Annotated in this window: 18 protein-coding genes; 8 read left to right on the forward strand and 10 right to left on the reverse strand. The window is 64.1% G+C overall.

Features of this window, described 5'->3' with window-relative positions:
• The first annotated feature begins 25 nt into the window (after positions 1 to 25).
• From ACSBOB_RS31945 to amrB, 7 genes are all read left to right on the forward strand, one after another.
• The gene (locus ACSBOB_RS31945; protein ID WP_442580032.1) at positions 26 to 325 is read left to right on the forward strand and encodes a hypothetical protein; all 300 of its coding nucleotides are present in this window, start codon (positions 26 to 28) and stop codon (positions 323 to 325) included.
• A gap of 126 nt (positions 326 to 451) precedes the next feature.
• Positions 452 to 706: a hypothetical protein gene (locus ACSBOB_RS31950; RefSeq protein WP_442580033.1), complete on the forward strand. Its 255-nt coding sequence runs from the start codon at positions 452 to 454 to the stop codon at positions 704 to 706.
• Positions 707 to 959: 253 nt separating this feature from the next.
• Entirely contained in the window at positions 960 to 3,179 is a 2,220-nt protein-coding gene (locus ACSBOB_RS31955) for a caspase family protein (RefSeq protein WP_442580034.1), read from the forward strand.
• Positions 3,180 to 3,259: 80 nt separating this feature from the next.
• Positions 3,260 to 3,658: a hypothetical protein gene (locus ACSBOB_RS31960; protein ID WP_442580035.1), complete on the forward strand. Its 399-nt coding sequence runs from the start codon at positions 3,260 to 3,262 to the stop codon at positions 3,656 to 3,658.
• Positions 3,655 to 4,365, forward strand: a complete 711-nt coding sequence (locus ACSBOB_RS31965) for a DUF4760 domain-containing protein (RefSeq protein WP_442580036.1) — start codon at positions 3,655 to 3,657, stop codon at positions 4,363 to 4,365. The genes ACSBOB_RS31960 and ACSBOB_RS31965 overlap by 4 nt, the downstream gene beginning before the upstream one ends.
• Positions 4,362 to 7,454 (forward strand): caspase family protein, encoded by a 3,093-nt coding sequence (locus ACSBOB_RS31970; RefSeq protein ID WP_442580037.1) that lies wholly within the window; start codon positions 4,362 to 4,364, stop codon positions 7,452 to 7,454. The genes ACSBOB_RS31965 and ACSBOB_RS31970 overlap by 4 nt, the downstream gene beginning before the upstream one ends.
• Before the next feature lie 31 nt (positions 7,455 to 7,485).
• Positions 7,486 to 9,180 carry an AmmeMemoRadiSam system protein B gene (amrB, locus tag ACSBOB_RS31975; RefSeq protein WP_442580038.1) on the forward strand — a complete coding sequence of 565 codons (1,695 nt, stop codon included), beginning with the start codon at positions 7,486 to 7,488 and terminating at the stop codon, positions 9,178 to 9,180.
• Positions 9,181 to 9,205: 25 nt separating this feature from the next.
• On the opposite strand, the gene ACSBOB_RS31980 is transcribed toward amrB, so the two are convergent.
• Positions 9,206 to 11,008 carry an MORN repeat-containing protein gene (locus ACSBOB_RS31980; protein ID WP_442580039.1) on the reverse strand — a complete coding sequence of 601 codons (1,803 nt, stop codon included), beginning with the start codon at positions 11,006 to 11,008 and terminating at the stop codon, positions 9,206 to 9,208.
• Positions 11,009 to 11,169: 161 nt separating this feature from the next.
• Entirely contained in the window at positions 11,170 to 12,258 is a 1,089-nt protein-coding gene (locus ACSBOB_RS31985; protein WP_442580040.1) for a trypsin-like serine peptidase, read from the reverse strand.
• A 276-nt stretch (positions 12,259 to 12,534) separates the two neighbouring features.
• Here ACSBOB_RS31985 and ACSBOB_RS31990 point away from each other — a divergent pair, with 276 nt between their 5' ends.
• Complete coding sequence (locus ACSBOB_RS31990) at positions 12,535 to 13,641, forward strand: serine protease (RefSeq protein ID WP_442580041.1); 1,107 nt, start codon at positions 12,535 to 12,537, stop codon at positions 13,639 to 13,641.
• A gap of 65 nt (positions 13,642 to 13,706) precedes the next feature.
• Here the strand turns inward: ACSBOB_RS31990 and ACSBOB_RS31995 are convergent, their stop codons facing one another.
• The 8 genes from ACSBOB_RS31995 to ACSBOB_RS32030 all read right to left on the reverse strand — a co-directional run bounded on the left by ACSBOB_RS31995 (position 13,707) and on the right by ACSBOB_RS32030 (position 24,049).
• A complete protein-coding gene (locus ACSBOB_RS31995; RefSeq protein ID WP_442580042.1) occupies positions 13,707 to 15,317 on the reverse strand; it encodes a glycoside hydrolase family 43 protein in 1,611 nt (536 codons plus the stop codon).
• Positions 15,318 to 15,322: 5 nt separating this feature from the next.
• On the reverse strand, positions 15,323 to 16,369 hold the full coding sequence (mgrA, locus tag ACSBOB_RS32000; RefSeq protein ID WP_442580043.1) for an L-glyceraldehyde 3-phosphate reductase: 1,047 nt from the start codon (positions 16,367 to 16,369) through the stop codon (positions 15,323 to 15,325).
• 334 nt (positions 16,370 to 16,703) lie between these two features.
• Positions 16,704 to 17,846 carry a Gfo/Idh/MocA family protein gene (locus ACSBOB_RS32005; protein ID WP_442580044.1) on the reverse strand — a complete coding sequence of 381 codons (1,143 nt, stop codon included), beginning with the start codon at positions 17,844 to 17,846 and terminating at the stop codon, positions 16,704 to 16,706.
• A 10-nt stretch (positions 17,847 to 17,856) separates the two neighbouring features.
• Positions 17,857 to 18,603 carry a sugar phosphate isomerase/epimerase family protein gene (locus tag ACSBOB_RS32010; RefSeq protein ID WP_442580045.1) on the reverse strand — a complete coding sequence of 249 codons (747 nt, stop codon included), beginning with the start codon at positions 18,601 to 18,603 and terminating at the stop codon, positions 17,857 to 17,859.
• 2 nt (positions 18,604 to 18,605) lie between these two features.
• The gene (locus ACSBOB_RS32015; RefSeq protein WP_442580046.1) at positions 18,606 to 21,077 is read right to left on the reverse strand and encodes a beta-mannosidase; all 2,472 of its coding nucleotides are present in this window, start codon (positions 21,075 to 21,077) and stop codon (positions 18,606 to 18,608) included.
• 3 nt (positions 21,078 to 21,080) lie between these two features.
• Positions 21,081 to 22,166, reverse strand: coding sequence for an ABC transporter ATP-binding protein (locus ACSBOB_RS32020; protein WP_442580047.1), 1,086 nt, complete (start codon positions 22,164 to 22,166; stop codon positions 21,081 to 21,083).
• Between the two features lie 10 nt (positions 22,167 to 22,176).
• A complete protein-coding gene (locus tag ACSBOB_RS32025) occupies positions 22,177 to 23,118 on the reverse strand; it encodes a carbohydrate ABC transporter permease (RefSeq protein WP_442580048.1) in 942 nt (313 codons plus the stop codon).
• The gene (locus ACSBOB_RS32030; protein WP_442580049.1) at positions 23,111 to 24,049 is read right to left on the reverse strand and encodes a carbohydrate ABC transporter permease; all 939 of its coding nucleotides are present in this window, start codon (positions 24,047 to 24,049) and stop codon (positions 23,111 to 23,113) included. The genes ACSBOB_RS32025 and ACSBOB_RS32030 overlap by 8 nt, the downstream gene beginning before the upstream one ends.
• Positions 24,050 to 24,093 lie beyond the last annotated feature (44 nt).

A 24,093-nucleotide genomic window follows, 5' to 3' on the forward strand; every position in this document is an offset into this window, starting at 1 on the left:
GGTTCCGCAGAGAGGGAAAACAATCATGAGACATGGTGCTTATCGCTGGCTGGGCGCGGCTGCCGTCGGGCTGGCCCTGCTTGCGGCCGATACCGCCGGGCTGGCGCTTGTGGGCGAGGCGCGGGCCATGGCCGACCGTCCGGCGGTGGCAGGGAATGACGCCGCCGTCATTCCCGCCGTGGTGGTCAAGCGCACGACGACCTATGTGGTGTCGCTGCCGAAGAGCTGCGTGCGCACCAGGATCGGCGGTGTCGTGCTATGGCGCTGCGGGAAAACCTACTACCAGTATTACAACAACCGATATGTGCTGGTCGTCATCAACTGATCGCCCGCGTGGGTAAGTTCTGCATAGGCGGCCATCGCCTATGCAATTCCTTAAAATTGCTCCTGCGCCGTTTGCAGGAAAGTGACGGGCGCGGTGTAATATCTGCCGCGTCCCGGAGACCCGATCATGAGCCGTGCCGCCCTGCTTGCCGCAATCCTGCTTGGCCTTAGCCACCCGGCCTTTGCCGAGGACGTGCCGGCAGTGTCCTGCGAGGGACAGAACTGCATGCAGGGCGAGAACAGGCCGCTGCAAGAATGCGAGGGCCAGGATTGTGCAGCGCCGGCGCCTGCCCAGGCGCCTGTGGAATGCATCGGCCAGGACTGCGCCGCGATCGGAGACGATACGGTGCCGGGCACAGGCGATCAGCTGCAGCCCCAATAAGCTTTTAGCCACCCGCGCCACAATCGACGCCTGCGGCGCTTCGCGTCCCGCAGCGTTGCAATAGCGCCGGCCTCTCCCGCATTCGGCTGCTCCTCCCTACAAGATCAAGAATTCATTTCACTTTTCGTTGATCCTCTGGTCCACTCGGCATCCGGCCGTCGTTTCGGGTTGATCTCAGCGACCGCTCCAAAATACTGACAAAATCATGCGGGCAGATGCGCGCGGGGTGAATTCGGGCTGGGGAGTTTTCGGCATGACGGGCTGGATGAGGAAACGCGCGCTGTTGGCCGCGTCGGCGATGGCGTTTTGCCTCGCGGCGATCTCCGCCGCGCCGGCCATGGCCAGGACCAACTACGCGGTTCTGGTCGCGGTCACCGCCTATCCGAACCTGCCGCCGAAAGTGGCTCTGGTCGGGCCCAACCATGACGCGGTTCTGGTGCGCGACTATCTGGAGACGCGCGCTCCGGTTGCATTCGATGCCAAAAACGTGTCGCTTCTGGCCGACGGCGTCGACCGGGCGACGGCCTCGCCGACCCATGCCAACATCCTGGCGGCGCTCAAATCGGTGGCCGATAAGGCAGAGCGCGACGACTTCGTCTATATCCACCTGTCCGGCCACGGCGCGCAGCAGCCCGAGATCAAGGCCGGGTCGGAGAGCGACCGGCTGGACGAGATTTTCCTGCCCTCCGACACCGGCAAATGGGTGGACCAGAGCAAGGGCGTTCCCAATGCGCTGATGGACGACGACATCGGCGCTGCGCTGGATGCGATCCGCGACAAGGGCGCCTTCGTCTGGTTCATCATCGACGCCTGCCATTCCGGCACCGCTACCCGCGCAGCTCCCGTCAGCGCCGATCTCGAAACGGAACGCAAGGTGGAGTTCGAGGATCTCGGTATTCCCGCCTCGGCGATGGTCGGCACGCAGGCGTCCGACGACAGCACGCGCGAGGCAGCGCTGGGGGTCATGGACGCCGCGGCGAGCGACGGGGACGCATCCCGCGCGGTCGATCTGGCCGGCCAGGAGCCGACCAGCGCAAAGCCGATCGGCAAGAGTGGGCTGGTGGCGTTCTTCGCCGCGCAGACGATCGAGACGACGCCGGAAATGCCGCTGCCGAAAGGCTCGGCCGACGCGCAGAAATACGGGCTCTTCACCTATACGATCTTCTCCAAGTTGGCGGAGAACCCCAACATCACCTACCGCCAGCTCGGACACGCCGTGCTGCAGCAATATTCGGCGGATTCGCGCCAGCGGCCGACGCCGCTGTTCGAGGGCGACCTGGACGCGCGTGTCTTCGGCAGCGAGAAGATCGACACGGTCATGCAATGGCCGCTGGAGGTGAAGGACGGCGCCGCGACCGTGCCGGCCGGCATGCTGCACAGGCTGTCGAAGGGGACGCGGCTGGCGATCCTGCCGTCGCCGACCTCCGAGCTTTCCGAGACCCTCGGCTATCTCGAAGTGCAGTCCGCCAAGAACCTGACCAGCCGTGTCACCCCGGTCGCCTATGACGGAAAACCGGCGCTGAAACTCGACCAGATGCCCGCCAACACCTATGCGCGGCTGGCGGAGGTGGTGGTCGACTTCAAGCTGAAGGTCGCGCGGCCGGCGGAGGCCGACGGCAATGCCGAGGATGTGGCGCTGGCCAATGCGGTGCTTGACGAAATTGCCGCGGGGGCGGACCGAAAATTCAACATCGAGCTGGTGGCACCGGGCGCCGAGGCCGATCTGCGACTTGCAGTGCTGCGCGAGGACAAGGTCAAGGGCGCCGCGCCCGACGCAGCGAAGACACCCGCGCTGTGGTTCCTGCCGCCGTCAGGCGAACTGTCGCTGGAAGGCGGCCAGAAACCACCGCTAGTGGCGATCGACAACAACGACCGTGCGAAGCTCGCCAAGGGCGTCGGCGACAATCTCACCAAGATCTTCCGGGCGACCAGCCTTTCGCGGCTGGCGGCGGCATCGGACTATCCGGCGGACCAGGTCAACGTCGCCTTCAAGATCCGGCATGCCAAGACGGACACGTTCGAGCCGCTGGACGGCTCCAAGGTCCCGGCGGTCAATCCGGGCGACGAAGTGCATATCGAAGCCGAGAACCTGTCGACAAAACTGGTCGACATCAACATCCTCTATGTCGGCAGCGACTATTCGATCTCCCACATGGGCGCGCAGCGGCTGGTCAGCGGCGCCAAGGTGGATGAAGGCCTGCTCGCCTTCACCGACACGAGTTTCGGCATGGAGCGGATGATCGCGGTACTGACCGAAGCGCCGCCCATGAGCGAGGTCGAGGATCTGAGTTTCCTGCAGCAGGGCGGCGTCCCCAACGCCACGCGCGAGATCGGCGCTGGCGGCAGTTTCCGCGACATGCTGACGGATATCGGCGTGGCGCCTTCGACACGGTCGGCGATGAAGCTGGGCGACAAGGGCGGGCAGAAAGGCGCGGTCATGATCTTTCCGCTGGAGACCATGCCGGCGAAATGAATCCGAATTCCGGGAGCGCTTGCGGATACCGGCGGGTTGGTCACAATAGGGTTCACGCAGTGGGAAGAAGGATACCTTTCATGCGCGTCTTCGGTCACTTCGAAAATCTGGCGGCGGCCGGCGTATGCGCGTTCGGCCTGTTCCTCGCCGGCACGGCGCTGGCCGACGAGGCCTGCGGCACCTGCGACAAGGAGATCGTCACCACCCAGGAACTGGCCGACTGTTTCCTCGACCAGTACGACCAACTGGCCCAAGGCAGCAACGCCGCTATCCTCATCGACCTGTCCGCCTGCCCTCAGTCGCGCGGCGTGGTCGAGGCGCTTGCTGGCCCGGCCGCCGGTGCCGGCGAACCGGTGATCGAACCGTCGCTGAGATTCATGCTGTCGCGCACACAACTCGCCTGCCTGAAGAGGAAGCTGGAAGACCCCGCTGTCGAGCTCGATCCGTCGGCGAAGATCGAGCTGGAAAGCTGCGGATGAGCGAAGCGCCGCTCCCGCCCGGACAGACGGCTGCCGCCGCCGGCGCATCGGCGGCGGCGAGGCCCGTGAAACTGCCGGAGACGACCGAGGGCTTTCCCTGGGTGAGCAACCACGAAGTCAAGAAAGAGAGCAATCCGTTCACCGAGCGCGACTGGCGAATGCTCGGCTACGCCTGGTCGGGTTTTGTGCTGCGGGTCATCCTGGTGTTCGGCGCCATATTTTCGGTCTACCAGTTCATGGTGGCTCGCGACGAGAAGCGGGTCGAGCGCACATTGGCGCTGGCGGAACTGTGGGAAAAGCAGGAATACCAGGATGCGCAGCGTTCGCTGCGGACTCGGCTGGAAGCGCTGAACACCCGCTACCAGCAGGATCTCGGAGCCGATCCGTCGCCACAGCAGCGCGCCTATTTCCAGGAGCGGCTCGGCATGATCGCGATGACGCCCGAGGGTGGCGACACGCCGCTGCCGAAATTCCGCGAGGATTTCGACCGCACGGTCTATCTGCTCAACCGCGTCGCCTCCTGCGTCGAAACCGATCTCTGCTCGACATCGGTGGCGGACGCCTATTTCCGCGACTACGCCGACTCCTTCTGGGCTTATTTTGCCGGGTTCATAATGGCCGAACGCAAGAGCCGTTCGCCGACGCTTGCAGCGCCCATCGAGCAGTATGTCAGGCGCGGCCAGGAGCCGCCGGCATCCACGAATTGACCGAGACCCTCATCATGCCCTTGCGCAACCCGCGCCTTTCATTGCGCCTCATTCGGATTCGGACGGCTCCGTGCTGGCGTCTTCTGGCGGTCGTCGTCGCGCTGGCCTGCGGCCCGGCGTTGACGGCGATGGGCGCCGAGGACACCGGCCCGGACTTCCGGCTCGATCTAGACGCCGGCGGGCATCGGGGCACGGTAAAGGACATGGCCTTCACGCCGGACGGCGAGCAGCTTATCTCCGTGTCCGACGACAAGACCATCCGCGTCTGGGACTGGCGCAGCGGCGTGACGCTGCGCACCATCCGCGGCTATCTCGGCGACGGGCACGATGGCAAGGTGTTCGCCGTCGCCGTCTCGCCGGATGGCAAGACCATCGCGGCCGGGGGCTATTTCGGCAAGGGGCTGGGCGCCGACCCGCCCTATGGTGATCTGCGGCTGTTCGATCTTGCAACGGGACGCATGAAGGCTGTGCTGCCCGGCGACGAGCTTGCCGTCTATGCCGTTGCCTTCTCGCCGGACGGGACCAGGCTGGCGGCGGGCGGGCAGGACGGCTTCGTCTATCTCTGGCGCAAGGACGATGCCGCCGCGACAGGATGGACGGCCGACACGAAGCTCGACGCCGATTCGCTGCATATCCAGCGCATCGTCTTTGCAAATGGCGGATCTCGGCTTGCCGCGACGACGACCGACAACGGCATCCGGCTTTGGGACCTCTCCAGCGGCACGGAGATGGCGCTTGCGCCGGAGTCCGAAAATCTGCGAGACAGCAGTGTCAACGGTCTCGCGGTTTCGGCCGACGGCGCCCGTTTCGCAACCGCCAATGCGGAAGGCGTCGTCCAGTTATGGCGGGCGGCGGATGGCGGGTTGGACGCGATGTTGCCAAAGCTCGATTTCTTCGTCGGCTCTCTGGCTTTCGCTGGCGACCGTCTCATAATCTCCTGCGGCTATCGCTGCGGCGACAAATACCGCACGCTGGTGTGGAAGATCGGGGATACCGCGCCGACGCTGACCTATGCCGGGCATGACGGCACGGTTTCGGCCAGTGCCGTCACGCCGGACGGGGCGATGATCGCCACTGCCGGCGGCACCGCCAACGCCATCCATGTCTGGAACCCGGCGACCGGCGAAGCAGCGAAGACGATGCAGGGCGCCGGACTGCCGGTCATGGCGGTCGGAATCTCGGCCGACGGCGGCGAGATCGCCTGGGGCAATGCCGACCCTTGCCCGGACCGCATCGCCTGTCCCGAGACCATGGGGCAGTTGCAGCACCGGGTGCAACTGCCGACCGCCGACCGCTTCTTCCAGCCGCCGGAGGCCGTGGAGGGGAACGAAGCCGGCTACGGACGGGCAACCCATGCCGACGGCGCGTGGTCGCTGAACGCGGTCAAGGGCGGCGATGACGGCCTCGAAAACGCAGCGCTGGAGATCGGGCATTCCGGCGGCCCCAGCCGGACGATCGTCAACGACGGCACCAACGGTTCCCTGCATGGCGCCTTCACGCTGATCGATCGCGGACTGCGGCTGATCACCGGCGGCAATGACGGCACGCTGCTCGAATATTTCTCGGCGACGGGCCGCGTTGCCGGCGAATTCACTGGCGGCCACACGGGTGCGATCCACGCAATCGCCGCCTCAGAAAAAGCGAACCTGCTCGTTACCGGCAGCGACGACCAGACGATCCGGCTGTGGAACCTGAAGACGCGCGAACTGATCGCCTCGATGTTCTTTGCCGGCAAGGAATGGGTCGTCTGGATGCCGCAGGGTTTTTATTATTCGTCCGACGACGGCGACAAGCTGATCGGCTGGCAGGTCAACCAGGGGCGCGATAGGGAAGGGCGCTTCGTGCGCGCCGAGCAGTTGAAGCGTTACCTTTGGAGTCCGGAAATGGTGCGCCGCGCCATCATCCTGCGCAGCGCGCGCCAGGCCGTCGCCGAGATGCGGCCAGGCATGGACAACGAGTTGAAGCGCCTGCTGGAGCGCAAACCGCCGGAGTTCGATGTCCGCCTCGCCGCCGACCAGTCCGGAGTACGTGAGGGGTTCGTCGCCGTCGAGATCACCGGCGCGAAACAGGCGGGAGCCGACGTCGCCGATTTCGCCATTCTTTCCAACAGCCGCAGCGTCGGCGATTTTACCGCGCGCTCGGTCATCGGCGACGGCGACCATGCCATCGTCGAGATTCCCGTCGAGGAAGGCGAGAACGCCATCCGCATCACCGGCACCAATGAATTCGGCTACCTGACCGAACGCAGCGTGGTGGCGCTGGGCAAGAAGAAGACCGTCGCCCGCAAGGGAAAACTCTACGCCATCGTCATCGGCGTCGAGAAGTATCCGTTCCTGCCCGACGCCTGCAACGGCCGTTCCTGCGACCTGCGCTACCCGGTGGACGACGCGGCGGAATTCCTGCGCGTGCTTTCCGCGAAAACCGCGCCGCTCTATTCGGGCATGGAATCGCTGGTGCTGCTCAACCGCGACGCGCTGGACGAAACACCTGACCGCGCCGGAGCCGTCGACCGGCTGGCGGGCGGCGCCGACCAGGTGCTGGAACCGGATTCCGACACGATCGGCGACCAGATCGAGGATTTTCTGGACAAGCCGGGGCCGGACGACACGACGATGCTGTTCGTCGCCGGCCATGGCATCAACATCGACGAGGACTATTATTTCATCCCGACCGACGGACGGCGGCAGGATGCGGAGCGCTGGAAACGCTCGTCGCTGGTCGACTGGGCCGACATCCAGAAGGCGCTGGAGCGGTCGGCGGGCGTGCGCTTCCTGCTGATGGACACCTGCCACGCCGCCAACGCCTTCAATCCGCGCATCGAGAAGGACGCGGCGGATGCGCGCATCGTCGTGTTCTCGGCGACGGCCGCCAACAATACCGCGCTTGAGATGAACGACCTCGGCCATGGCGTCTTCACCTATTCGGTGCTGGCCGGGCTGAACGGCGAGGCGAAGACGTCGAAGGACGGTGTGACCCTGTTCGGCCTTGCGGACTATATCTCACGCCAGATCGTGACGCTCACCGGCGCCAAGCAGAAACCGTATTATTACGCTGGCGGCGTCGACAACATGCTGGTCGCGGGGCCGTGAGACCTGCATCGGGCGAGCGGCCTCTGCACGGATGACGCTTCGAAGCCTCCTCAGCCCCTTGATCGCCTGGCTGGTGATCCTGCTGTCCGTCCCGTTCGCGGCCGACGCAAAACCCGCCTGCCCGCCAGGCAACCGGAACTTCCCGAATTTTTACGAAGACCGCGCTCTGTTCGACACTGCAATCGCCAAGGTGAACGACTATCAGCCCGCAAATGAACGATTGACGGGCATCGTCGTGCCGCACCATCTGCTGGCCGACGAACTGGTGGCGCTTGGCTTCAAGGCGGCGTCGGGTGTGCGCTACAAGCGGATCGTCATCCTGTCGCCCGACCATTTTCGAGCCAGCGAAAAGCCGTTCGCCACCGCAACGCGGGGATTTGAAACGGTGTTCGGGCCTGTCTCGGTCGACGATGCTGCGGCAAGGACGCTGCTGCGTCAGGCCGATGTCGAGGACTCCTGCCTGTTCGGCGACGAGCATGGCGTTCAGGCGATGCTGCCGTTCATCCGGCATTATTTTCCGGAGGCAGCGATCGTGCCGGTGGCGATCTCGATCCGCTCCAACCGCTCCGACTGGGACCTTTTGGCAGATGCGCTGGAAAAGATCGTCGATGCGGATACGCTGGTGGTCGAGTCGACCGATTTCTCGCATTACCTGCCGCAGCATGAAGCGCGAAAGTTCGACCAGCAGACGCTGAACGTGCTGGCTGCCGGTTCGCCCGACGAGATCGCCGCACTCCGCCAGCCGCAGCATGCGGATTCGGTCGGCGCGCTCTACATCCAGACGAAGTTGCAGAAGGCGTTGTTCTCGGCCCGGCCACTGGTTATCGCCAATGAGAGCAGCCAGGCCTATTCGCCGGATTATGTCGCCGAGACGACGAGTTACATGGTTGCCTTGTTCGGCCGGTTCGATGCCAGCTTCAACAATGCCCCTCGTCCTTCGGACAGAACCGTCTATCTCGCCGGCGATACGAATTTCGGCCGGGCGATGAAGACCGCGCTGATCGAGGAGGGAGCGGCCGAGCGCATCGCCTCGTCCATATGGTCGATCACCAAGGGGCGGCCGCTGGTGGTCAACCTCGAAGGCGTCGTGCTACCCAACGTGCCGCAGGCGATCGATAACATGACGCTCGCCATGCCGGAGGACCTGACGCTCGACTGGTTGAGAAAGCTGAACGTGCATGGCGTCGGGCTCGCCAACAACCATGCGATGGACCTTGGCGCGTCCGGCTATGCGGAAACGCTGCGGGCGCTGAAGTCGGCCGGCATTCCGGCATTCGGACAGGGCGAGACGCTGGCGCTCGGCGGGCTCGACATCGTCGGGCTCAGCGACCTCGACACCAATGCCTCTCGGCAGGTCGACCTGCTGACGCCCGCCCTTCTCGACCGGCTGGTGCGGCCGCAGGCCGACCGCCCGACGGTGGCTTTCGTGCATTGGGGACGGGAGTACATCACCGAGGCTTCGGAGCGTGAAACAATGCTTGCGGACGAGATGCGGCTGCGCTCGGCCTCGCTGATTGTCGGCGCGCATCCGCATGTCGCCTGCGACAGGCTGGAGACGCTGGGCGGCGGCGACACGCTGATGCTCTATTCGCTCGGCAATTTCCTGTTCGACCAGAATGCGCAGCGCTCCAGCGGCGCCATGCTGGAAGTCAGGATTTTTCCCCAGGGAACGTTCTTCGCGCGGCTGATCCCGCTGCCGAATTTCTTCGACATGGCTAAGCGCTGACCCAGAGGCCGTAAAGGTTGGCAGGTCAGCAGCCGCCGACCAGTTCCTTGAGATAGCAGGCGGCCGGGCGTGATTTGCTCTCGAACGTCACCGGGCGCGGGTTGAAATAGAACAGGCTGATCGTCTTGCTCTCGCGCGTGCTGCCGTCGGCGAAGGTCGCGGCGACTCGCATCTGGTGGAAGGACGATTCCCTGGAATGCAGCTTCAGCCGCGCCTTGTAGCTGGAGATGTTCTTGTTGCCGCGCACCGGCATGGCGACGACATAGTCGCGCTTGCCGGTCGGCAGTTCGATGTCCTGGTAGCGCATCGCCTCGGGCGAGCCGTCGAAGCCGTCGCCGCATTCGGCCAGTTCTTGCGGCGCTTCGATCACGGCCAGCGATATCGAGGCGCGGAAAGTCTCGCTTTGCGGATAGACGTTGCCGTAGTCGTCGGTCCATTTGTAGTCGAGCTTGCCGGCAACGGTGGTGAAGAGTTTGTCCTCGCCGCCGACGAAATCCGCGATCTCGCCGAAGCCGACATCGTTGAACACCTGGCTGCGGCAGACATTCAGGCTTTCCCTGGACTGGCAGGAATAGCGGTTCTGCTCGAGCTTAGCGGTGTCTACGCCGGCCTGGTCGAGCAGGCCGCGGATGGAGATGTCGGCGCCGTCCTCAAAATTGTCCACCGGCATCTCGAACGGCCGGCTCATCGGGCTGTCCTCGGCCTCGCCGGTGAATTGCAGCGTGATTTTTGCGTCGCGCACGCCGCCCCAGCCGTGATTGACCAGCGCGAAGGTGGGTCGGAAGCCGACGCAGCCGATGCTCTCCTGCAAGGTGAGCATCGGCTTGCGATAGATGTCGCCGCCGCCGACCCGGAGTTCCAGTTTGCCCAGCTTGACGCGCGAGCCGTCGGTGGTGCCGACGCCGACCTCGACGAAGGCCGGCGATTCATCCCAGTTGACGCCGTCCAGCATCCACGAGCCGCTGTAGATCTGGCCGCCGTTCCACAGTTTGTTGAGGTCGTCGGAGAGCGGATAGATTGCGATGTCGTCGTCGCGCACGAGATGCTGGTAGCGCATCTGCGCCTGCTGGTTCATGCGCTCCTCGATCGATACGCCGATCTCGACCTTGCCTGCATCGCCGCCGCCGGCCTGCGCCTTGAGCAGTCCGCCGACCATCGCATCGGCGAGCGCGTCGGGGCGGTTGCCGCCGACCTCGCGGCCATGATCCCAGGTGGAGCGATAGGTGGTGCCGCCGGCAAGCCGGGTCTCGCCGTCGCCATGCCGTTCGCCGTCGGCGAAGACGCCGGTGAAAATCTCGCCATTGACGCCGAGATATCGGCCCTGGCCGTTCGGTCTGCCATGGCTGAAGGCGCCCTCGTAGCGGTTCCCGGCCTCGTCGATCCAGACGGCCTGGCCGTCGGCCTCGCCCCTCGTCCAGTGACCGTCCACTACCTCGCCGGAGCGGATTTCGAGCCGGCCTTCGCCGTCCGGACGTCCGTCCTTCAGGTCGCCGGCATAGGTGCTGAACACCGATTTCGGATCGTAACTGGCGGACCCCCTGACCCGCCATACCAGACGGCCCTTGCCGCTGACCGTCCCGTCGGCGGCGATGCCGTCGCCGGGCTGGCCGGGCGCGGGCTCCCAGACGAAATCGAGGTTCTTCTCGGGATTGGGATTCCACACCCGCACCTTGCGGCGCTCAACCGAGCGGGTGGCGGCCTGGTAGACGATCTGCACACGCTCCGACCAGCCCGCCGATGGCGAGGGTCGAAGATAGTCTCCAGCCTGCGCCACTGTCACCAGCATGCCCAGCAAGGCGGCCGAGCCGCCGAAACTCCACGCTTTCATGCCCCTGCCTTCGCCCGTTCCCGCGTAAAAGCCCCGCCGCGAACACTAGCCATCTCCACGAAAAGGACAAGAAAAAGCCGGCGAGGATTGTTTCCCGCCGGCTTTTTGCAGCATCCCGGCATCCGCCGTGCGGCGCGTTGCCGGATACGATCGCGGAAAGCTTACTTCCAGAGACCGTTGATCCACTCGATATAGGCAGGGTTAAGCCGAACGGCGGTATTGGCGTCCGGGCTCTCGGCAATATTCACGCCGACGACGATGCGTTGCTTCGAGCTGTTGTCGTAAGCATAGACCGAACTGCCGCTCGACCCCGGATAGGTGTCGCAGTCGTAGAAGAAGTTGATGTCGCCGACATTCTCGGCCAGCACGCCGCAGGTGGCGCGCCACATCGTGCCGCCCGGCTTGTCGCCGGGATAGCCGACGATATTGGCGTCGAAGTCGCCGAGATTGTCGTAGTTCGAATACCCGAACCAGCCGACATTGTCGCCGATCGGCTGCGCCAGCGTGATGATGCCGAGATCCCACTGGATCACAGAGCCGTAGAAGCCCTGGTAGTTGGTCTGGAAACCTTCCAGGATGCTCAAGGTCTCATACTGGTAGGCGCCGAAAGGAGCGTCGTCGGGGCCGTTGAGCCCGGGCACGAAGATAATCTCGTCCAGCCAGGCCTTGTCGTCATTGCTGTAGAGGCAGTGCGCAGCGGTGAGCACGGTGCGCGGGCCGATCAGCGTGCCGGAGCAACTTCCATAGCCGGCTTTCGCCTTGCCCTCGATGTAGCCGATGGCGCTGAACGGATAGGTCTTGGTGTTGGTGATCTGCACGCGGTCGTCCGTGCCGAAGACCTGGCGACTGGACTCGTCGCCCAGTGCGGGGTCCGGACCCATCTGCGCCTTTGTGCCGTCAGCCTTTTCAGGCACCGCCGGTGCGTTGAGCAGTTCCAGCACCTTCGCCTTTACGGCGTCGCTCGCCGCGGTGCGGCTTTCCTTGCCGTCGCGCGACCTTGAAAACACGGTGAGGGAATCGACCGCCGTCTTCTCGTCGGTCGGCGCGGCGCGGCTTTCCTCGCCTGACTCGATCTTGGGCGGAGCGATCGGCTTGGCGCGGCCGAACTTGAACTCCTCGGTCTGCACGTCGCGTGGCGACCCGCCGTCGCCCTCGCTCGCGCCGCCCGCCTGCTGCGCGAAGGACGGTGCCGCCCAAAGCGCCGTCGAGAGAAGCGCGGTCACTACGAATGTCGTTGCCTGTCGTTTCATTTCCAAAAGTCTCCCTAAGCCCTAGAGGACTGGAACAAATACGACGAATGTTGTCTAGATCGTGGTGGAGGTAAAAGATTGTTTTCGGCGCGAAAAAGCCGCTTTTCCGCTTGCTTTCAACAACGGAGCAGCCGCAGCGCAGGCCTCACCTCGGTCGCCCAAATTAATCCACCTTTGCCGCCAACAAAATTCTTCCGCTTTGCCCGTGGGGGGCTTACGGATTTGGGCTGGGTGCTGCGAGGCAGCCTGGCAAAGCTCTGTCTCAGGAGGATGATCTTGACTTTTCTTATCCGGCTCAGGCCGCATGCCGCCGCGCTGCTGGTCGCGGCCTCGACTGTTTTCGCCGTGCCAGCGGCCGCCGAGCAGCAAGGGGCGCGTCCCGAACTTTCGCCGTTGACCCGTGTGCCCGACGCCCGCGCCAGGAAGGCGGCAGAGGATCCGAATTCGGGAGACCGCGTGTTCGGCGGCAAGGAGGCCGACAAGGGGGCCTGGCCGTTCCAGGTGGCGCTGCTGTCGTCGGAAAAACTCGACGACCAGCCCGCCTCGCAGCCCAATGCGCAGTTCTGCGGCGGCAGCCTCATCGCGCCGCAATGGGTGCTGACCGCAGCGCACTGTCTTGTCGACCATGGCGCGCCGGTGGCGGCCGAGACCATCACCGTCTTGACCGAAGCTACCAACCTCTCCGAAGGCAAGCGCTTCAAGGTGACGGAGGTCATCGTCAATGACGGCTACAGCGAGATGACGCTGGACAACGACATCGGCCTGCTGCGCCTGGCCGAGCCGGCCGGCGCGCGGCCGATCTCACTCCCCTCTGGCCCGACCGGCGACACCGGCAAGACCACCGTCATCGGCTGGGGCATGATGGATGACGGCACTTTTCCGAACGACCTGATGCAGGCTGAACTCGACCTGGAACCCAACTCGGCCTGCAACGAGGGCATCAAGCAGATCTATGCGCGCGACCTCGGCGTGGCGCTGCGCGAGCTCGGCGCCCGCATGCGCTATACGGAAGACGGTGTGTCGGAAGGCACGGCCGCCATCGCCAAGCATATGAAGGACCCGCTGACCGCTAACATGATCTGCGCCGGCACGACCACCGGCCAGCGCGACGCCTGCAACGGCGACAGCGGCGGGCCGCTGTTCGTGATCGGCGCCAACGGGCCGGAACAGGTCGGCGTCGTCTCGTGGGGCGAAGGACCGTTCGATGCCAACGCCGCCTGCGGCCACCAGAATGCCTATGGCGTCTACACAAGGCTGGCCAATTACAGCGACTGGATCGCCGAGAAAATGAAGTCGCCGGCTCCGGCGGCCGCACCGGAAGCACCGGTCAATGACGGCACTGTCGGAACGGGTACCGGAACCCTGCAGAAGCCAAAGCCCTGAGCGACGACTTTTCTTGACGTGGGACGGCGGGATGGCCCGCCGTTTCCGTTCAGCATTCGAACCGGTTAACCCGGCGCGTATTCGAAATAATCGAAATCCGCCGGCAACCCGGCGCCGCTGGTGTCGAAGGCCATCATGCCGACGAAGGCGCCGGTGAAGGAGCCGTGCTCGCCCCTGCCCGCTTCGTCCGAGACGATGCTGGCGTCGAGTTCGGGCTCCAGCGTGTTCCAGCCAGCGCCGGCATCGTAGGAAAAGACCAGCCGCGCGTGGTCGACAGCCGCTGCAAGCCGGACCGGCGTCTCGCCGGGCAGCGGGACAGGCTCCGCAAGCGGAAAAGTCAGCCGCCCATCCGGCCAGTCGCCAAGGCAGTTCATTACCATCAACACCCGGCCCCGTTTCGGGTCGTGCGTGACGGCGAGGAAATGAAACTTGTGACGGTTGTAATAGAGCACCAGCCCGGCCGCCTGCTGGAACGTCGTCGGCCTGAAATCGACCGATGTCTCGGCGAGGAAGGCAAAATGCTCCTGTCGACGCGCCACCAGCGCCTGCTCGAAAAAGCTGCCGATCGATTCGCGGCCGAACAGGCGCAGATGGTCGGGTCGCTCGGAGAGCGAGAAGATGCGCTCGGGAAAAGGCGTGCGCAGCCACTGGAATTCCATCGGAAGCGTTGCTTCGTCAAAGTCGCGGCGAGGCGGCGTCGGCTCAGGTGCCGACAGCACGGCACCGGCAGGCTCCGGCACCTCGACCTCCGGTACCTGGCCGCCCTGCTCCAGCCGTAGCCAGCCGTCTTCGCCCCAGACGCATTTCTGGATCGCCGTCTCGCGGCCCAGCGGCGAGCGCCGGAGGCCGGTAAGCGGTCGCGAGGTGAGGTGGGTATGAAAAACCTCGCCGTTCGGCGTCTCGACGATCTGGCCGTGGCCGGCGCGCTGCAATGCTGCCTGCGAAGCATCCTTGGAGGTGATCAGATGCGTGTCGGGATGCAGTTCGTAAGGGCCGTGCAGCGAACGGGAGCGCGCCATGGTGACGGCGTGGTCGTAGCCGGTGCCGCCCTCGGCCGTGGTGAGATAGTACCAGCCGCCGCGCCTAAAGAGGTGCGGCCCCTCGACCAGCCCGTGATCGCTGCCCAGAAAAATGTTCTCGACCGGACCGACCAGCTTTTGCGCCGCCGCATCATACTGCTGGCAGAGGATGCCAGCGAAGGACGGATGTTTCGGCTGCCCGCCGACGCCGTGCGAGACGTGGTTCCACACCATGTTCAGGAACCACTTTTTTCCATCATCGTCATGGAAAAGCGACGGATCGAAGCCGCTCGAATTGACATAGACCGGATCGGACCACGGCCCTTCTATAGCCGGCGAAGTAACGATGTAATTGTGCGTGTCCTTGAAGTTGCCGTCGATCCGCTTGACGTCGGTATAGACCAGCCAGAACAGCCCGTCGGCATAAGACAGGCACGGCGCCCATATACCGCCGGAATCCGGGTTGCCGCGCATGTCGAGCTGGCTGGCGCGCTCCAGCGGCCGCTTCACCAGCCGCCAGTTCACCAGATCGGTCGAGTGATGGATCTGGACGCCAGGATACCATTCGAAGGTCGAGGTCGCGATATAATAATCCGATCCGACCCGGCAAATCGACGGATCGGGGTTGAAGCCAGGCAGGATCGGATTCTTGATCATCAAACTTACTTCCTTGCCGGTCCCTTGCGCTCCGCCGATGTCGCCCACAGATTGATGTCGGCGTCCTTCGCGTAGGAATCGATCTCGGCGAGTTCAGCATCGCTGAAATCCAGATTGTTCAGCGCGCCGACGCAATCCTCGACCTGTTCCGCCCGGCTGGCGCCGATCAGCGCCGTCGTCACCCGGCCGCCGCGCAGCACCCAGGCCAGCGCCATCTGCGCCAGCGTCTGGCCACGCTTATCGGCAATGCCGTTCAGCGCCTTGATGTTCTTTACCGTCTGCTCGTTGATGAAGGAGGTGCGCAGCGACTTGCCCTGGCTGGCGCGGCTGCCTTCCGGGATGCCGTCCAAGTATTTGGTGGTCAGCATGCCTTGCGCCAGCGGCGAGAAGACGATGGAGCCGACGCCCAGCCCGTCGAGCGTGTCGAGCAGTCCGTCTTCTTCCACCCAGCGGTTGATCATCGAATAGCTGGGCTGGTGGATCAGCAGCGGCGTGCCGAGTTCGCGCAGGATGGCTGCTGCCTCGCGGGTGCGCTGCGAATTGTAGGAGGAAATGCCGGCGTAGAGCGCCTTGCCGGAACGCACGGCGTGGTCCAGCGCCATCATCGTCTCTTCCAGCGGCGTCTCCGGGTCAAAGCGATGGGAGTAGAAGATGTCGACATAGTCCAGGCCCATGCGCTTCAGGCTCTGGTCGAGGCTGGCCAGCACATATTTGCGGCTGCCCCACTCACCATACGGACCCGGCCACATGTCGTAGCCGGCCTTGGTCGAGATGATCATCTGGTCGCGCAGGCCGGAAAAATCGCTGCGCAATATCTCGCCGAAGGCGACCTCGGCGGAGCCCGGAGGCGGGCCGTAATTGTTGGCGAGGTCGAAATGCGTGATGCCGAGGTCGAACGCCTTATGGCAAATGGCGCGCTTCACCTTCATCGGCGTATCGTCGCCGAAATTGTGCCATAGGCCGAGCGAGATCGCCGGCAGCTTCAAGCCGGATTTTCCGCAGCGGTTGTAACGCATGGATTTGTAGCGGTCGGCGGCGGGTGAATAAGCCATGGAGAATCCTCAACAATCAGAATGATCGGTGCGTCCTTCGAGGCTCGCCCGCCGGGGTTTGCAGCTAACTTTCACCCGATGGTGCGGGCTCGCACCTCAGGATGAGGACCAATGGCGCTAACCATCAGTCGGCAAGGCCGGTTCCGACCGCCTAGCCGAAGAAACTCAAGCCTCGACGTCTCAAATCGAGCGAGTTCCACCGACGGTCCTCATCCTGAGGTGCGAGCCCGCACGATCGCCGAAAGTGTCCACTAACTGAGCGGGCGAGCCTCGAAGGACGCACCTTACTAGCCGATCGCGACGGGTTGAATAACCCGCCGCGATCGGCCCAAAACTATTTCTTCTTCACCATCAGCGCCTTCGCCTCTTTCGGCCCAAGCGCTGCCGGGCGCTCGCAGGTCGTCGTCATCTCGACGAATTTTCCGATCTCGCCGGCTTTCAGGATGCCCGTCATGACATCGACCGCATGCAGCGCCAGCTCCATCGAGCAGCGATGCGGACGACCCTCGCCGATCGCCACCGCCATGTCGGCGAGGCCGATGGTGCGGTAGTTGGCCATCATGCCCTGCGAATGCTTCTGGTTCGGCACGCCGAGCGGATGCTCCCATTTCGGTAGTTTCTTCACCGCCGAGGACTGCTTCGTGTAGGTCACGACGCCACCGAAGAAATTCGGATCGGGCACATGGATCGTGCCTTCCTCACCGTAAAGCTCCATCGGCTTGTGGCTGTGGTTCCAGACGTCCCAGCTGGCGTTGAGCGTGATCACCGCGCCGTTCGCGAATTCGAGCAGGGCGTGGATGGTCGTCGGCGTCTCTACCTTCACCTTCTCGCCGAAGCGCGGCTGCGAGGTGATGGTGCGCTCCGGCGCCGGCGTCGACGAGATGGCAGCGACGCGCTTCACCGGCCCAATCAACTGGATCAGGTTGGTGATGTAATACGGGCCGACATCCAGCACCGGGCCGGCGCCCGGCTGGAAGAAGAAGTCGGGATTGGGGTGCCAGTGCTCCATGCCATGGCTCATCACATAAGCGGTGCCGCTGGTGATTTTTCCGACCTTGCCGGTGTCGATGATGTTGCGGACGAGCTGGTGCGAGCCACCGAGGAACGTGTCCGGCGCCGAGCCGATGCGCAAATTCTTCTTGGCAGCGCGCGCCTTCAGGTCCTGGCCCTCCTTCAGCGTCAGCACGAAGGGCTTTTCCGAATAGACATGCTTGCCGGCGTCGAGGATCTCCTTCGACACGGCATGATGCACCGCCGGGATCGTCAGATTGACGATGATGTCGATGTCGTCGGCCTTGAGCAGGTCCTCGACCGTCTCGGCGCGGACTCCGAATTCCTTGGCGCGGGCGCGGGCCGCATCCATGTTGATGTCGGCGGCGGCCTTCATTTTGATGCCGCGGAAGAGCGGCGCGAGCGAGAAATAGGCGGCGGATATGTTACCGCTGCCGATCACCCCTACTCCAAGTTTGCTTGCCATCGATTTGTCCTCAGAAATGACTGACCGCGTCGAACGACCGGCGCGCGAAGCGCTGGTAGTCGCTCGGATTGTCGTGTTCCATCACATAGACCTGTGCCGCCGACTTCTCCTTCAGGACCTTGATCAGGCCCTTCCAGTCGACGGTACCCTGGCCGACATCGGCCCAGCCGTCCTCGTCGGTGTTCTGCCCGGCTGGCGCGATGTCCTTCACATGAACGGCCAAGATGCGCTTGGCGTAGCGGTTTATCCAATCCAGCGGATCGGCGTTGCCGCGAATGACCCAGGCGACGTCGAGTTCCACGCCGATATCCGGCGCGGCGTCGAGGATATGCGTCTGCGGCACCGAACCATCGGCCAGTGGCTCGAATTCGAAGGCATGGTTGTGCCAGGCGAAATCGAAGCCGGCTTTTTTCGCTTTCGCGCCGACCTTGCCGAGGCGTTCGCCGAAAGCTCTCCAGCCGGCAGCGTCAGCCGGGCGCGCATCGGGCATCAGGAATGGGCAGGCGATCAGTTTGACGCCGAGCGTCTCGGCAATCCTCGCGGCGCCGTCAAAATCGTTCTCCAAAAGGTCGATCGAAAAATGCCCGCTAGCCATCGACAGGCCGTTCTTGTCGAGTTCCCTGCGGAAACCTGCGGGATCCCCATAGACGCCGCCGAAACCCTCGACCTGCGTGTAGCCGACCTGTCCGAGGAACTGCAGCACCTTGTCCCAGGGCTGAAAATTGCGGGCGCTGTAGAGTTGGAAGGACCAGGACATGGTCAGATGCTCCTTGATGCATATGAGGAATGGAGGTCGCGGACGATGAAATCCGAGGCGACGGCGGAAAGTGCGGCCGGATCGTCGGGCGTGAAGGTCAATTCGACCGTCTCGCCGGGCAGGATGTCGAAGACGTTGTCGCTGAAACGGCCTGCGGCCTTCGCCTCCACCGCGACATAAAAGGCTGGCCGTTCCGCCGTGAGCGACAGGTGGACTTTGTTTCCGTCCGATGTCGTCTTTAGCCCAATGCCAGGCGGCTGGAGCCGGTGCGTCTTGTAGCGCCGGGGCGAAAAATGGCTGCGTCCCGACGAACCATCCGACGCCTTCCAGTCCAGGAACAGAAACTCGTCCGGGCCGAGCGTCGCAAACGGCGTCTCGCCCAAGGTCGCGGCAACATCCGGACCTGCGCTGCCGCTGAGATAACCCAGCGACCTGACGGTACCATCCACCGCGACGGCGTGCAGATCGGCCTGCACAGTGACCTCGGCCCCGCCATCATTGACGGCTACGACCGACACCTTGGCGTTCGTCTCGTCCGGGATCAGGAAGACCGCCACCGGCGAGAAGAAGCGGCGTGCGAAATAATGCAGCGCCTTCCAGCCACCGCCATGATCGAGGCTCGACCACGACGCCACCGGCCAGGTGTCGTTGAGCTGCCAGTAGAGCGCGCCCATGCAATGCGGCTTCAGCGAGCGCCAGTATTCGACGGCTGTGCGGATCGCCACGCCCTGCTGGATCTGGCTGAGATAGATGAAATTGCCGAACCCCTCGGGGTAGCGGAAATAGCGCATCATCGTCTCGGCGATGCGCGCATTGCCGCCGGCGTTCTTCTGGTGCCATTCCATTACCGGCGAGACGACATTGAGGTCGTCCGCACTCTCGATAAAACCGCGCGTCACCGAGAGCGACGGAAACGACTGGAAGCCGAATTCGGAACAGAAGCGCGGCTTCACGTCGCGATAGTGCTCGAAATCGCGGCTCTCGTGCCAGACGCTCCAGAAATGCATGTCGCCGGAGGAATCGTCATGCCAGGCGTCGCCGAAGGACATCTTTCCCGGCGACGGGCTGGACGGCCACCAGAGCGCCTGCTGATCGGCGGCGCGCATCGCCACCTCGATGGCGCGGTTCAGGCGGTCGTAGTTCACCAGGTAGCGGTCACGATTTTTCCGTGATTCCTCGAACCAGTTGAGCGCGCCGATCAGCTCGTTGTCGCCGCACCACAGCGCGATCGACGGATGCGAGCCCAGCCGCCGGACCTGGTAGTCGACCTCGGCGCGCACCTCGGCCAGGAATTCCGGCGTCGACGGGTAGAGATTGCAGGCGAACATGAAGTCCTGCCAGGCCAGCAGGCCGAGTTCGTCGCAGAGATCGTAGAAGAAATCCTGCTCGTAGAAGCCGCCGCCCCAGACACGGATCATGTTCATGTTGGCGTCGGCCGCCGCCTGCAGCAGCTTTCGCGTCAGCTCCGGCATGGCGCGCGACGGCAGCGCGTCGGCCGGTATCCAGTTGGCGCCCCGGCAAAAAATCTCGCGGCCGTTGACCTTGAACGCGAAGCGCGAACCGGCTTCGTCCGGTTCGGTCAGCAGTTCGACGCGGCGCAGGCCGATGTTGCGGCGGACGGTCTCGCCGTCGCACACGATCTCGAGCGGATAAAGATGCTGCGCGCCGCTGCCGGCCGGCCACCAGAGCTTTGGATCTCGGACGGTGAAGCGCTCGACATGCCGGCTCTCGCCCGGCGCAACCTTCACCTCGACATGTCTTTCTTCGCCGGCAAACCGAATGGCAACCGGCACGGTCGCAGCCTTCGAGCCATGCAGCGTCACCGACACATCGACAACCACCGCGCCATCCGCAAGATGGTCCTGCGCGACCTGGACATGCTCGACACGGGCCCGCTGCATCGGCCTCAGCCCGACGCGGCCGTAGACGCCGAGCGGCACGATAGCGAGGTTCCAGTCCCAGCCGAAATGGCACGCCGGCTTGCGCAGCATGTTGCCATTGGGAATCGGACAATTCTGCGCGGCGTAGGGGATCGGGAACGCCTGGCGAGCCGCCAGTTCGTTTGCCGCCGTCGTAGCCGAGCAGATCAGGATCGACAGCGTGTTGCGGCCCGGCCGCAGGATGGCGGTCACGTCCGGCCGATAACGCCGGAAGGCGTTTTGCGACGAGAGGACGGCGACACCGTTCAGCGACACCTCGGCGACCGTATCCAGCCCCTCAAGGTCGAGATACCAGTCGGACCCGCCTGGCCCGACATGGTCGAAATCGCGGGTCATCAGCCAGTCGCGGTCGGCGACCCAGCGCACATCGAGTTCGTTCCGCGCCACATAGGGATCGGCAATGATGCCTGCCGCAAACAGGGCCGAATGCACGTCTCCGGGCAGCGCGATGTCGGCCGAGAATTCGCCGTCGGCACTTTCAAGCCGCCAGATGCCCGACAGGTCGAGCGCGGTATGTGGGGTTGCTGCGTCCATGATTCAGAGCCGCGCGCCACTCTGTTGGTCGAAGATCGAGGCGCGCAGCGGGTCGAAGCCGATCGCCACCTGATCGCCGGTGGCGGGGGCCCGTTCCGAGGTCACCCGCACCGTGAAATTCTGACCGCCAAGCCGCGTCCACACCAGCGTGTCCGACCCCATCGGCTCTACCACCTCGACGGTCGCCTTGGCGCTGAACGGCCAGTCGGCGCCGGAGTTCATGCCGACATGTTCCGGCCGTATACCGAACACGGCGGGACCGGGCTTGAAGCCGCCCGGCTCGAAGGCGTAGGTGGCGAGCGGAATGGCGACGCCGTCGGCAGCGAACCAGGGCTTACCGTCGCGGCTCTCCAGCCGCCCGTCGAGGAAATTCATGCCCGGCGAGCCGATGAAGCCGGCGACGAAACGATTGACCGGCTTGCTGTAGATCGCCTGCGGCCGGTCGAGTTGCTGGATCAGGCCGTTGCGCATCACCGCGATGCGGTCGGCCAGCGTCATCGCCTCGATCTGGTCGTGGGTGACGTAGATCATCGTGTTGCCGAGCGTCTGGTGCAGCCGCTTGATCTCGACCCGCAATTCGGAGCGCAGTTTCGCGTCGAGGTTGGAGAGCGGCTCGTCGAACAGGAACACGTTGACGTCGCGCACCAGGGCGCGGCCTATGGCGACACGCTGGCGCTGGCCGCCGGAGAGGGCCGCCGGCTTGCGCTGAAGCAGCGGTTCGATCTGCAGGATCGAGGCGGCGCGCGCGATGCGCTTGGCGATTTCGTCCTTGGGCAGCCCGGCGTTCTTCAGGCCGAAGGAGAGGTTCCCCTCGACCGACATCTGCGGATAGAGCGCGTAGGACTGGAACACCATGCCGATGCCGCGGTCCTTCGGCTCCTCCCAGGTGACGTTCTTGCCGTTGATGAAAATCTGCCCGGCCGACACGTCGAGCAGGCCGGCGACGCAGTTGAGCAGCGTCGATTTTCCGCAGCCGGACGGACCGAGCAGCACGATGAACTCGCCCTCGGCGACATCGAGGTTGAGCGATTTCAGCACCTCGACCGCGCCGAAGTTGAGCGAAACGTCCCGGACCAGAACACTCGTCATCGGCTGTCCCTCAACCCTTGACCGCGCCGGCGGCGATGCCGCGCACGAACAGTTTTCCCGAAACGAAATAGACGATCAGCGGCACCAGGCCGGTAATCAGCGTCGCGGCCATGTTGACGTTGTATTCCTTCACGCCCATCGTCGAGTTGACGATGTTGTTGAGCTGCACGGTCATCGGATAAAGCTCCGGCTTGGTGTAGATCACGCCGAACAGGAAGTCGTTCCAGATGCCGGTGATCTGCAGGATGATCGCCACCACGAAGATCGGCAGTGACATCGGCAGCATGATCTTGAAATAGATCGCCCAGAAGCCGGCCCCGTCGACGCGCGCCGCCTTGAACAGTTCCTCCGGGATCGACGCGAAATAATTGCGGAAGAGCAGCGTCAGGATCGGCATGCCGAAGATCGTGTGGACGATGACCAGCCCGGTCAGCGTGCCGTAGAGCCCCATCTCGCGCAGGATGATGACGATCGGATAGATCATCACCTGGTAGGGTATGAAGGCGCCGACGATCAGGATGGTGAAGAAGATATCGGCGCCCTTGAAGCGCCAGTTGGCCAGCGCATAGCCGTTGACCGAGGCGATCAGGATCGACAGCACGACGCTGGGCACGGTGATGCGCACCGAATTCCAGAAACCTCGGCTGAGCCCGTCGCAATTCAGGCCAGTGCAGGCCGTCGCCCAGGCCTTCACCCAGGGCTCGAAGGTGACTTCCATCGGCGGCGAGAAGACGTTGCCGAGGCGGATTTCCGGCATGCCCTTCAGCGAGGTGACGATCATCACGTAGAGCGGCAACAGGTAATACAGCGCCACGACGATCAGCGTGCCGTAGATGACGATGTTGCGCGGGGAGATGGCGCTGCGCGGCCGCGGGCCGTGCGGGCCGGCGAGGCTGTCGGCCATGACGGTGGCGCCGGCGACCGTGGCGGCAAGGGTTCCGGGATTAGACACGCGTGCGTTTCCTCCCGAATTCGAAATAGGCCCACGGCACGATGACGATGACGACGGAGAGCAGCATCATCGAGGAGGCGGCAAAGCCCTGGCCGAGATTCTGCGACAGGAACATCGCATCGTAGACGTATTTGGCCGGCACTTCCGAGGAGATGCCGGGACCGCCGCTGGTCTGGGCGACGACCAGGTCATAGACGCGCACGATGCCGCTGGCGATGATGACCAGCGTGGTGATGAAGACCGGCCGCATCATCGGGATGACGATGAACAGATAGGTCTTCCACATCGGGATGCCGTCGACCCGCGATGCCTTCCATATGTCCTCGTCGATGCCGCGCAGGCCGGCGAGCATCAGGCACATGACCAGCCCCGTACCCTGCCACAGCCCGGCGATCAGGATGCCGTAAATGACGATGTCCTGATTATAGAGCGGGTCGAAGGTGAAGCTGGTCCAGCCGAGATTGCGCACCACCTGCTGCACGCCGAAATTCGGGTTGAGAATCCACTGCCAGACGAGGCCAGTGACGATGAAGGACAGCGCAAATGGATAGAGGAAGATGGTGCGGAAGGCGCTCTCGAAGCGGATCTTCTGGTCGAGCAGCGCCGCCAGCAGGAAGCCGATCGTCAGCGAGAAGACCAGCGTGCAGGCCCCGTAGATGAAGATGTTCTCGATCGCCACGTGCCATCGCGGCGTCGTCCACAGCCGGTCATACTGGTCGAGCCCGACGAAATTCAGGCGCGGCAGCAGGCGGGAATTGGTGAAGGAGTAGAGGACCGTCCAGGCCGTGCCGCCGACGAAGATGACGACCGCCGTCAGAACCATCGGGATCGACGCCACCTTGGCGTTCAAATTCTTGAAAAGCTGATTGGGTCGCGTCGTCCTCTCCTGCGCCACGGCCTGCCCTTCCTGTTCCGGATAAACGATTGCCACCGGCCAGCCCTTCGCGGGGCTGGCACGGCAGTTCCGATATGTCC

The organism is Mesorhizobium sp. KACC 23794 (genome assembly GCF_052180275.1).
Lineage (GTDB): Bacteria > Pseudomonadota > Alphaproteobacteria > Rhizobiales > Rhizobiaceae > Kumtagia.